General features: G+C 29.8%; 10 protein-coding genes and 1 pseudogene. 7 read left to right on the top strand and 4 right to left on the bottom strand.

From position 1 onward, the window contains the following. Nucleotides 1-10 precede the first annotated feature (10 nt). Genes JL105_RS06555 through JL105_RS06535 form a run of 5 tightly spaced genes read left to right on the top strand, consistent with a single transcriptional unit; the run spans nucleotide 11 to nucleotide 6,035 of the window. Nucleotides 11-835 carry a homoserine O-succinyltransferase gene (locus JL105_RS06555; protein ID WP_132026697.1) on the top strand — a complete coding sequence of 275 codons (825 nt, stop codon included), beginning with the start codon at nucleotides 11-13 and terminating at the stop codon, nucleotides 833-835. Continuing rightward, nucleotides 832-2,064: a homoserine dehydrogenase gene (locus tag JL105_RS06550; protein WP_132026695.1), complete on the top strand. Its 1,233-nt coding sequence runs from the start codon at nucleotides 832-834 to the stop codon at nucleotides 2,062-2,064. Before JL105_RS06555 ends, JL105_RS06550 begins: the two co-directional genes overlap by 4 nt. A 12-nt stretch (nucleotides 2,065-2,076) precedes the next feature. Then, complete coding sequence (gene metF, locus JL105_RS06545; RefSeq protein ID WP_132026693.1) at nucleotides 2,077-2,970, top strand: methylenetetrahydrofolate reductase [NAD(P)H]; 894 nt, start codon at nucleotides 2,077-2,079, stop codon at nucleotides 2,968-2,970. Nucleotides 2,971-2,986: 16 nt separating this feature from the next. After that, entirely contained in the window at nucleotides 2,987-3,634 is a 648-nt protein-coding gene (locus JL105_RS06540; RefSeq protein WP_132026691.1) for a vitamin B12 dependent-methionine synthase activation domain-containing protein, read from the top strand. 19 nt (nucleotides 3,635-3,653) lie between these two features. Further along, the gene (locus JL105_RS06535) at nucleotides 3,654-6,035 is read left to right on the top strand and encodes a homocysteine S-methyltransferase family protein (RefSeq protein ID WP_132026689.1); all 2,382 of its coding nucleotides are present in this window, start codon (nucleotides 3,654-3,656) and stop codon (nucleotides 6,033-6,035) included. A gap of 18 nt (nucleotides 6,036-6,053) precedes the next feature. On the opposite strand, the gene JL105_RS11445 is transcribed toward JL105_RS06535, so the two are convergent. Next, a complete protein-coding gene (locus tag JL105_RS11445) occupies nucleotides 6,054-6,311 on the bottom strand; it encodes a response regulator transcription factor (protein ID WP_237722243.1) in 258 nt (85 codons plus the stop codon). 298 nt (nucleotides 6,312-6,609) lie between these two features. On the opposite strand from JL105_RS11445, the gene JL105_RS06525 reads away from it, so the two are divergent. Next, nucleotides 6,610-7,785, top strand: coding sequence for an ISL3 family transposase (locus JL105_RS06525; RefSeq protein ID WP_202690445.1), 1,176 nt, complete (start codon nucleotides 6,610-6,612; stop codon nucleotides 7,783-7,785). Nucleotides 7,786-8,122: 337 nt separating this feature from the next. Here JL105_RS06525 and JL105_RS06520 read toward each other — a convergent pair whose 3' ends face one another. The 3 genes from JL105_RS06520 to JL105_RS06510 all read right to left on the bottom strand — a co-directional run bounded on the left by JL105_RS06520 (nucleotide 8,123) and on the right by JL105_RS06510 (nucleotide 11,079). Continuing rightward, complete coding sequence (locus tag JL105_RS06520) at nucleotides 8,123-9,940, bottom strand: ABC transporter ATP-binding protein (RefSeq protein WP_132029741.1); 1,818 nt, start codon at nucleotides 9,938-9,940, stop codon at nucleotides 8,123-8,125. Next, nucleotides 9,937-10,326, bottom strand: coding sequence for an SPASM domain-containing protein (locus JL105_RS06515; protein ID WP_211333338.1), 390 nt, complete (start codon nucleotides 10,324-10,326; stop codon nucleotides 9,937-9,939). The genes JL105_RS06520 and JL105_RS06515 overlap by 4 nt, the downstream gene beginning before the upstream one ends. Before the next feature lie 291 nt (nucleotides 10,327-10,617). Next, complete coding sequence (locus tag JL105_RS06510; protein ID WP_132029745.1) at nucleotides 10,618-11,079, bottom strand: hypothetical protein; 462 nt, start codon at nucleotides 11,077-11,079, stop codon at nucleotides 10,618-10,620. Between the two features lie 728 nt (nucleotides 11,080-11,807). Between JL105_RS06510 and JL105_RS11765 the strand changes: the two are divergent. Beyond that, nucleotides 11,808-11,855, top strand: a pseudogene (locus tag JL105_RS11765) (hypothetical protein); the annotation flags it as partial. Between the last annotated feature and the right edge of the window lies 1 nt (nucleotide 11,856).

The raw sequence follows: 11,856 nt of genomic DNA, 5'->3' as shown, positions 1-11,856 counted from the left end.
TGATGTTAATATGGATTTTAAAGATGAAATTAAAGTTCCTAATATAGGTATATTAAATTTAATGCCTAACAAAATTGAAACAGAAAAGCAGTTTTTCACCATATTTTCTGAAATTTTAATAGAAGTTAATTTACATTTTTTTAGATTAGAAACTTATATTCCTAAAAATTGTGATATTGAATATTTAAAAGAAAATTATATCACTTTTAATGATATAGATGAGAACTTTTTAGATGGATTGATAATAACAGGAGCTCCTTTAGAATTAAAGGAATTTCATCAAGTGAAGTATTGGGAAGAACTTAAATCCATAATGGAATTTTCTAAAAACAATATTAAATCAACTATATATATCTGTTGGGGAGCTTTAGCTGGTTTATATCATCATTATAATATACCAAAAAACAATGTGAACAATAAGATATTTGGTATATTCCCTCATTATATTGTTAGAAAAGATCATAAACTTTTAAAGGGATTTGATGATGAATTTTTAGTTCCCCATTCAAGATATTTCTCAATCCATGAAAAACATATAAAAGGATATGAAGATAAATTGGATATATTGGCAACGAACGACGAAATAGGAGCTTTTTTAATAGCAAGTAAAGATTTAAAGGAGATATATTTAACAGGACATTTTGAATATGATAGGGATACTTTAAAAAAGGAATATAAGCGGGATATCATACTAGGTAAATCTATTAATATTCCTAAGAATTATTTTGATGATGAGGTAGATGAAGTTCCTAAAATGAAATGGAAAGCTCATCGTATATTATTTTTTACAAATTGGGTTTTAGAATGTTTATTGAGGAAAGGAGAATGTAAATGATAAATATTGGACTTTTAGGTTTAGGTACTGTGGGTTCTGGAGTATATGAAATTATTAATCAACAAGGTTTGTTTTTTAAAAATCAATGGAATGAAGATATTAAAATTAAAAAGGTATTAATAAAACATAAGGAAAAGGAAAGATTTGTGGATATAGATGATAATTTACTAACTTTAAATCCTAAAGAGATATTAGATGATGAAGAAATAGACATTGTTATAGATGCTTTGAGTGATAGAGAAGTTGCATATAATTGTATAAAAAATGCTTTAGAAAACAATAAACATGTGGTAACGGCTAGCAAAGCTGTGGTAGCTCCTAATCTATGTGAACTTCAATATTTAGCAAAACAAAAAAGAAAAGCATTTTTATTTGAAGCTAGTGTAGGAGGGGGAATCCCCATCATAAATCCATTGAAACAGATGATAGAAGTGGATAATATAGTGCAAATAGAAGGAATATTGAATGGGACTACAAATTATATTTTGACAAAAATGTATGAAGAAGAACTACCTTTTTATGTAGCTTTGAAGGATGCCCAACATAAAGGCTATGCAGAATTAGACCCTACAGATGATATCAAAGGTTATGATACAGCTCGAAAATTATCCATATTGTCTACTGTTGCTTATGGGCAAAAGGTAAATTTTGATTATATTGATTGTTATGGGATAGATAAAATAGCAGTTGAAGATATATATGCTTTTAAAGAAATGGATTTAACCCCTAAGCTCATTGGGAAATCTAAAATTAAAGATGGGAACATCTATGCAGCAGTAGAACCAGTATTGGTTAGTAAGGATTCTTCTTTTTTTAGTGTAAAGGATGCATTTAATTTAATTTTATTAAATGGATTAAATACTGGAGAATTACATTTTTATGGTCAAGGAGCAGGGAAAAATCCTACAGCAAATTCTATAATATTGGATGTAATAAATATTATAAAAGGAATTTATGAGAGTGAAAATATAAATATTGATGATAATACACAGGAGTATAAACCTTTAGGATTTGATGGAAAATATTATTTTAGATTTACTTTTAAAGATGTAAAGGATATTGATCTGTTATTAGAAGACATAGTTCAATATAGTCAATGTAAATTAATTAAAGAGAATAAAAATGTAATAGCAATATTTGAATGGCTTTCAAGAAAAAATGTAGATGAAATAATTAATAAAGCTCAAGGATTAGGTGTAGATTATTTTTATTCAAGAATAGATGGATAAAGGGGGAGTTATATGTTTATAAGAGATCTTTTTTCAATTAAAAGTCCAGTTATATCCTTTGAGATATTTCCTCCAAAAAAAGAATATCCTATTGAAGTAGTGTATGATACTATAGAAGGGTTAGAAGAATTAAATCCAGATTTTATAAGTGTTACCTATGGTGCTGGAGGAAGTAGTAAAGATAGAACTATAGAAATAGCTTCTAAAATAAAAAATGAATATAAAATAGAAGCATTAGCTCATTTAACATGTTATACTTCTACTAGAGCTGAAACTGAATCGATATTAAAAGAATTAAAAATAAATAATGTAAACAATATATTGGCTTTAAGAGGAGATCCACCTGCCCATGGATTTGAATATAAAAAAGATTATGAATATGCTAAGGATTTGATAAAGCATATAAAGGAATTTGGAGATTTTTCAATAGGGGCTGCTTGTTATCCAGAAGGGCATATAGAATGTGATAGTTTAGATAAAGATATTGAAAATTTAAAACAAAAGGTTTCTTGTGGAGTTGATTTTTTAATTACTCAATTGTTTTTTGACAATGAGAAATTTTATAACTATAGAGATAAATTGATAAAAAAAGGCATAGATATCCCTATTATGGCTGGTATAATGCCTGTACTTAATAAAAATCAAATTAAAAAGATGGTGTATTTATCTGGCTCTTCTCTACCTAAAAAATTTATTAGAATTATAGATAAATATGAATATCAACCAGAAGCATTAAAAGAAGCCGGAATTATATATGCAGCAGAACAAATAATTGATTTACTATCCTGGGGAGTAGAAGGCATCCACTTATATACTATGAATAAACCTGATGTTGCCAATAGGATAATAGGTGGTATTTCTAAGATAAGATGTGCTGTCACAGAAGAAAAGGAGTGTATCATATAAAAGTTAGGTGATATAGATGTATATAGATGAAAATGAAGTATTAAGATATTTAGGGGTAAATCCTAAACTAGCCAATTTTAAATTAAGGGCATATGTAAAAGATGGTATAGAGGAAATCTTAAAAGTAGCTTATCCTAAATATATGTATACCCTATTGGATATAGATACTATTGAAGAAAAAATATTGCTAAAAGGAACTAATGTATATCTTGAAGGGAATAGCATAAAAAAGCACCTAAAGGACTGTTTTAAATGTGCATTGATGGGAGTTACATTAGGTCCATTAGTTGATAGAAAAATTGAATACTATAAAAGTTGGGATTTAACCAGAAGTTTTGTATTAGATGCTTGTGGAACTGCATTGGTGGAAAGGGTATGTGATGAGGTTCAACATAAGATACAATATATTGCCAATGAAAAATACAAATTAAATATAACATCTAGATATAGTCCAGGATATGGGGATCTTCCTTTAAGCATACAGCCTAAATTGTTAAAATTATTGGAAGGGGATAGGATTGGATTAACTGTAACAGAACAGATGATAATGATACCAAGAAAATCTGTTACAGCAATTATTGGATTAAAGGAAGATCTAGAATCTTTTAATATAAGTTGTGAAAATTGTTCTCAGGTAGATGAATGTATATATAAAAAAGGTTAAATTTGCGGAGGTGAAGAATATGGGAAATATAATAGATATTATAGGTAGAAAATTTTTATTATTTGATGGAGCCATGGGCACTATGCTACAGCAGAGAGGATTAAAGCCTGGAGATAATCCAGAAATATTTAATATTGAAAAACCAGATATTATATTGGATATACATAAAAGCTACATAGATGCAGGAGCTGATATTATAACTACCAATACCTTTGGGGCTAATGAATTAAAATTAAAAGATAGTAGATATTCTGTAGAGGAAATTATAAAAAGAGGGATAGATATTGGAAGAAAAGCAGCAAAAGATAAATTTATTGCATTGGATATAGGACCTACAGGGCAGATTTTAAAGCCCATAGGAACATTGGAATTTGAAAAGGCATATGAAGTATTTAAAAGACAAATAATAGTAGGCAATAGTATGGGTGTGGATTTAATACTAATAGAAACCATGTCCGATTTGTATGAAATGAAAGCAGCCATATTAGCTGCAAAAGAAAATAGCAATTTACCTATTTTTGCAACTATGACTTTTCAGGATAATAAAAGGACATTGATGGGTACAGATCCTAAAACTATGGTATTTGTGCTGGAGGCATTGGGAGTAGATGCATTGGGAATTAACTGCTCCCTAGGACCTAATGAATTTCACCCTATAATAGATGAAATATTAAAATATGCTTCCATTCCAGTTATAGCTAGACCTAATGCTGGACTTCCAATATATAAGGATGGAAATACCATATATAATATAACACCAGAGGAATTTTCAAAAGAAATTGTCAATATGGCAAATAGAGGTGTTTCAATATTTGGAGGTTGTTGTGGTACAAATCCTAATTATATAAAAGCTGTTTCCCATAAATTACAATACATGAAACCTTTAAATATTTTACCTAAAGATTATACTACTGTTTGTTCAGCCACCAACACTATATTTATTGATGGAAGTATACAAGTAGTAGGAGAGAGGATAAATCCCACAGGCAAAGAAACCCTTAAAAATGCATTGATAAATGAGGATATGAATTATGTATTGAGGGAAGCAATAGAACAACAAAAACTTGGTGCAGATATATTGGATATAAATGCAGGAATACCTGAGATAGATGAATCTTTAATTATGGAAAAGATGATAAAGGAAATTCAAGGAATTTTGGATGTTCCCCTACAAATAGATAGTTCAAATCCAGAAACAATAGAAAAAGCTGTAAGGATTTACAATGGAAAGCCTATAATAAATTCTGTCACAGGGGATATGGCTACCATGGAGAGTATATTTCCAATAGCTAAAAAATATGGTGCAAATGTAATTGGATTGACTATGGATGAAAAGGGGCTACCTTCAAATTGTGAAGAAAGAGTTAAAATTTGTAAAAAGATATTAGATGTAGCTGAAAGCTATGGCATAGAAAAAAACAATATAATAATAGATTGTCTTACCCTAACAGCATCAGTAAATCAATCCCAGGTTTTTGAAACTTTAAATGCTATAAAACAGATAAAGGAACTATATGGAGTTAAGACTCTACTTGGAGTAAGCAATATATCCTTTGGATTGCCCAATAGGAAATTGTTAAATAGGACTTTTTTAACTATGGCTTTAACTTATGGTTTGGATATACCAATTTTAGATCCTAAGGATGAAGAAATGATGGATTCCATTAGAGCTTTTAGAGTATTATCTAATTCTGATAAGAAGGCAAAAAAATATATTAGTTTTTATAAATCTCAACCAAAGGAGAAAAGTGAACTCAAGCTGGATTCATTAGATGAGAAGGATATTAAAACCATAATATTTGATGGACTAAAGGGAGAAGTAGTTAAAAGTACAGAAAAATTATTAGAAACCTTAGAGCCTTTAGATATTATTGATTGTCATATTATACCAGCATTAGATGAAGTTGGAGAAAAATATGAAAGGGGAGATATATTTTTACCCCAATTAATTCAATCTGCAGAAACTGTAAAAAAATCCTTTGAAGTAATAAAATCTCATATGAAATCTAAGGGAGAGGAAAAGATAGATAGAGGAAAAATAGTTTTAGCAACTGTAAAAGGGGATATACATGATATAGGAAAAAATATAGTTAAAATTTTGTTAGAAAACTATGGATTTGAAGTAATTGATTTAGGCAAAGATGTACTTACAGAAACTATCATAGATGCTATACTAAAGCATGATGTAAAGCTTGTAGGTTTAAGTGCCCTTATGACTACTACAGTTGTAAATATGGAAAAAACAATTAAGGCTATAAAGGATAAAGGAATTGATTGTGAAATAATGGTAGGAGGAGCAGTTCTTAATAAAAATTATGCTAATATGATAAATGCTGACTACTATGCTAAAGATGCAAGGGAAGCAGTTAAAATTGCAGAAAAGGTGTATTTAAAAAAATAAGTAAAGTTTATCTATTTTTTATTCTATATCAAATTTCATCTTATAATAATATATAGCAAGTTGGGTTCTATCCCGAAGTTCTAGTTTATCTAGTATATTAGAAATATAATTTCTAACAGTTCCTTCACTTAAATATAGCTTTTCAGCAATCTCCTTGTTATTCAATCCTTCTGCTACTAGAAGTAAAATTTCATATTCTCTATCAGATAAATCTATGGCTACATTTTTTTTAGTGTATTTTTTAATATTAGTTACAATTTTAGAATCAAAGACCATATTCCCTGAGTATACTGCATTAATAGCTGGAATAATTCCCTTAATGTTTTGCTTTAATATATAACCTTTACAGCCTAAATTGATAGCATGGTATATATACTCTTCATCTTGAAAAGTAGTGATTAATAAAATCTTAGCATTCGAATCTATTTTTAAAATTTCGGTTCTATAATAAATGTTGGGGTGGAAAATAATTTACCCTAACATTTATTTTTTCTAAAAATAAAATGCACTCGTGAAATAAACCTGCTAAAATGTTAATTGGCTAAAAAAACATAGAAAGGAGGTTTATTCACAAGTGCAATCTAATTTTATCACACAATTATTAGATTTAAAAGGGGTTAAAGTAACTAAAATATCGCATGAGGATTCTTTCGTTAAAATCTACATTACAACTGATCCAAAAGAGCATACTTGCCCTGCTTGTGGTGCTAAAACTAAAAAAATTCATGACTACAGAGAACAGACAATTAAGGATTTACCTTTTCAATTTAAGCACACATATCTTGTACTTCGAAAAAGAAGGTATGCTTGCTCTTGTGGAAAGAGGTTTTATGAGTCTTATGACTTTCTACCTCGTTATCATCGCATGACTAACCGTTTAGCATTTTTTATTTGCCAAGAGCTTACCAAGCTAACTAGTCTAACTTCTGTAGCTAAAGTGGCCAACGTCTCTGTTTCTACTGTTATTCGTATCTTTAATCATGTTAATTATGGTACTCCTACACTACCTAAGGTTCTATGTATTGATGAGTTTAAGGGGAATGCAGAGACTGGAAAGTATCAGTGTATTCTTGTTGATGGGGAAAACAATAAGGTTTTAGATATTATTCCTGACAGGTGTCAAAGTGATCTTGTAAGCTACTTTAGGCAATTTTCTCGTAAGGAAAGGAATAAGGTGAAGTTCTTTGTATGCGACATGTGGCAGCCTTACGTTGATTTAGCTAAAGTATTTTTCCCTAATGCTATAATTGTTATCGATAAATACCACTTTATTAGGCATGTAACTTGGGCTATTGAAAATGTCAGGAAACGCATACAAAAATCTATGACTGCTACTCTTAGAAAATACTATAAACGGAGTAGAAAACTGATTTTAACGCGATATCATAAGCTTAAGGATGAGAATAAAGAAGCCGTTGATTTAATGCTTTTATATAATGATGACCTACGTATTGCCCATAAACTTAAAGAATGGTTTTATGAAATCTGTCAAAGCGATAAATATTCCTACCAATGTAGGGAATTAGCTAAGTGGATTCAAAATGCAGAAAGCTCTGGAATACCAGAGTTTGAAAAATGTGCAGCTACATATAGAAGATGGCATAAGGAAATTAAAAATGCCTTTAAATATGGTTATACTAATGGTCCAACTGAAGGTTTCAACAATAAAATCAAAGTATTAAAACGAATATCCTTTGGACTTAAAAACTTTTATAGATTTCGTAATAGAATACTTCACTGTACAAGCTAAACTTCTAAAAGTGAATACCTGTAAGAAGCCTACATTTTAGCTAGGTTTATTTAAGTGTGCCCAAAATACATGTAATTCTATCCATCTCAATCATAACACAAAAATAAGGGTAAAAATAGTAATGGAGCGGGATTTAAGAAAATCCCACCCCAACTATTGACAAAGAGCCGAAAAACCAAACCTAAATATCTGAGAAAAGTAACTAAAAATAGAAAAAAACAGCTCTTAATTCCCTATAAGAATAGAGCTAAATAAGGTTATGTATATGGTGAAGCTAGATTCTTATATATAGAGTGCTTGTCCATATGTAAATTTTCTTCCTAGCTTGCTCTACCATTTAAAAACTGCTAATTAAGTACTCAGTACCATATTTTTCAGCCTGCTTTGTAAACAAATCAAAGTAATAGCCCTTTCTTTTCATCAGCTCTTTGTGAGTTCCTTGTTCTACTAATTCCCCAGATTTTAAAAATAAAATATTATCAGCCGTTATCGCCGTAGTCAGTCGATGTGAAATAATAATAACAGTCTTATTTGTTATTTTATCTAGTAGTTTATTCAACTTGTATTCTGAAATAGGATCCAAGGCACTTGAAGGTTCATCAAATATGTAGAGTCCTGTCTCCTTATTTAATGCTCTTGCAATACATATTTTTTGAGCTTCACCACCAGATAAAAGAGTCCCTATGGTATCAAATTCCTTTGATAAAGATGTATGCATGCCATTTGGTAATGCCTTTATTACAGGTGTTAAATCTAATTCTTCAAGTATATCATAAACTCTTGTATTCATTTCTTCTTCAAAAGATATATTTTCTTTAATAGTAAAAGCAAAAGTTTGATAATCCTGAAATACTACGCCCATTTTTTTTAATATTTCTTCTCTTTTATATTCTTTTAAATTAATCCCATTAATTAATATTTCTCCCCTTTGTGGCTGATACAAACCCAATAGTATTTTTATTAGAGTTGTTTTTCCAGATCCGTTTAATCCAACAAGCAAAACCTTTTCTCCTGCATTAATTTTAAAAGATATATTCTTTAAGGCGTACTTATCGGAATTAGGATACTTAAAATATAAGTTTTTTACTTCCAATGTATATGGTCTTTCAGCATTTAATGTTAAGTGACCATCAGTGCTTTCTCTTTTGTAAAAATAGATAAACTTTAAATTATCGATTTCAAGACTATTTCTATAAAAATTGGACAGACTCTCAAAAAATGCTTTTAATGTACCTTCAAATTGACCTGAAGAACTCATAAGAGCAGAATAATCAGCTATAGAATAAACTCCAAGCCACACCCGTGAAAAAAGATATAACATCATTGTAGTTGATGATGCGGTTGTCAACAGTATTGAAACAACATTCAAACCAACCGATTTGATACCATACCTTTTCAATATTTTTAATAATTTCTCAAAGGCTTCAAAATAATATCTTTTGCCTGTACCTATAACATCATTACACTGTATTTCTTTTGCATAAGCAGCATTATACAATACTCTTTTAAGATAGTTTTGCCTCCTAGAAATTGGAGTAAGTACCTGTGCCATATTAAAATCAAGCTTGCCTGAAATAATGGATTGGATAAAATTCACTAGAACTACAAACATAGTGAACATAATGACTACCCAATCCATCGAAATTATAAGTGCTGACAAAGATAAAATAGAGATTATACTTCCAAAAAGTTGAAAGAAAGAATTAAAAACCATATGTGGAATATTCTCTGTTTGTGCCAGAGCCCTTGTGTACTTATCATAAAAGTTCGGGTCTTCAAAGTTTTTATATTCAAACAGCTGTGCTTTGTCAAAAAACATTTCGTTCATATAATTGTTAATTTTAGAAGCCAGAAAAGGCTCTATTAACGCACTATTAAAAGCTAAGAAAAGTTTAGGTATAAGCTGCATACTTGTTAACCCTATGATGACAATAAACAACTGCCGCAGCATAGTATCCGTTCTAGGTATATCGCTTTCTAATAAGGATATTATATATCTTACAATTATAATATTGATTGTTGGTAAGATTGACGAAATAACTGTAACAATTATTTTTATCAAAAATCGCAGTTTTGAAAGGCGCCAAACAATTCCTAAAACAAATATATTATTCTTAATAATAATATTAAAGTTCTTAATTATTTTTCGAATCACTCTTTACCACAACCACCTTTGCAATCGCAATAATTTAGAGGATCAATATTGGCTTTAGTTATTTCTTCTACATATTTTAGAACCTGCTTTTCGATAGTACCTTTAACCTTAAAGCAACCCTTTGCATGATAAGTACCTGTTTCGTTATAGCTTACTACACCACATCCTCCACCACAAACTGGAAGGTATACACATTCACTACATTCCGCGTTTTTAAGGGGATCTACTGACATCCAATCGTAATATGCATAAGTCACTCTCAAATTTCCATTCTCATCTATTTTCCCCATTAGATGTTCCTCCTGCCCCACATGTTCCCAACATTTATAAACATCACAGTTTGGTGCAACTGTGAATTGGTTGTTGCTATACAACCCACAATACATGGTCTTTCTCATAGGACGTATCTTGTATTTGAATCCCTGTTTTTCCGCAAAATTCCATAGATTGTACAATACATCACCAATCTCACTTTCAGAAAAACACTCTGGACCAACAAATTATATTTTGACAATTTCATTAAATAACCACCTCAGACCTTGTATATTTTAAAAAAATTCTAAATATTTATGTTTCTGGACTATAAATATGTCATTGCATTTTATACATCTTAACATTTTCCAAAACAAAAAAGAAATTATGGATCAATTAGCATGTTATTCTAGTCAAATCTAATATTAAATTGAAACGCCATAATCCTTTCGAAATAGTTCAACCATGTGTGTACCTGAATTGTTTTGATCAATATAGATTCTTGCATATAAATCTTCTCTTCTATCAGAAGGTAGTAAAAGATAATAGCCACTTCTGGTTATAAAATCTCCTCCTTTAGTTTTATAGAGGCATTCAACACGCGCTGTTATAAAGCTTCCAATCCTAATCCAGGGTACTGGAATTATTTTTACCACAGAACCTTCATAATAAATACCTTTTCTTTTTAAAGTCTCAAGTTTTCGGCTATTATAAATGCTTTTAATTTTGAGCCCTATTCCAAAGATAATCCATATAGAACCAATTAAAATAATAGCCCAAATTTCGCTTACTACCAGTAATATAACCCCTATCAAGAAAATTGGGATACCAAATACAAACAAAATAAACTTAGGAAGTCTTTCCCAAGGAGTATCTACAAGAACCACTAAACCACCTCCATTTTCTCAAAACAGCTAACCTACATATTTAAAGATTCTGCCATAGTAGGTATGTAGGCATTTCCAATATACTTTGTCATTTCCTCTATTCCCCCCTTTATTTATAATAATCTAGTCCTCATCACAGAGAATAATTGAAAGATAATAGCTCTGTGGAAGACTATTTATTTCCAATTATTGTATCTATTATGTATATAATATTTCTCATCGTTTATTATATCATCCATAAATTGTATTTTCAAGAATTTTCGTTCATTTTATTCCGACATACTTCAACTTATTTTATTGAATAAAACAAAAACTTCAAAGAAGTTCCATCAATCCCTAGTACTCTCTTTTAATCTTCTTGGCTAATTTATGTTAAACATATCCTTTAGATATGAATGGTGTTCTCCAAAGTTAATACTGTAATAAAACAGCCCCTTTCATTTTAAGGTTCTATAATAAATGTTGGGGTGGAAAATAATTTACCCTAACATTTATTTTTTCTAAAAATAAAATGCACTCGTGAAATAAACCTGCTAAAATGTTAATTGGCTAAAAAAACATACAAAGGAGGTTTATTCACAAGTGCAATCTAATTTTATCACACAATTATTAGATTTAAAAGGGGTTAAAGTAACTAAAATATCGCATGAGGATTCTTTCGTTAAAATCTACATTACAACTGATCCAAAAGAGCATATTTGCCCTGCTTGTGGTGCTAAACTAAAAAAATTCATGACTACAGAGAACAGACAATTAAGGATTTACCTTTTCAATTTA

This window comes from Keratinibaculum paraultunense, assembly GCF_016767175.1.
Classification (GTDB): domain Bacteria; phylum Bacillota; class Clostridia; order Tissierellales; family Tepidimicrobiaceae; genus Keratinibaculum; species Keratinibaculum paraultunense.
Note: the sequence above shows the minus strand (reverse complement) of the source record. Positions and strands in the feature narration are given on the sequence as shown.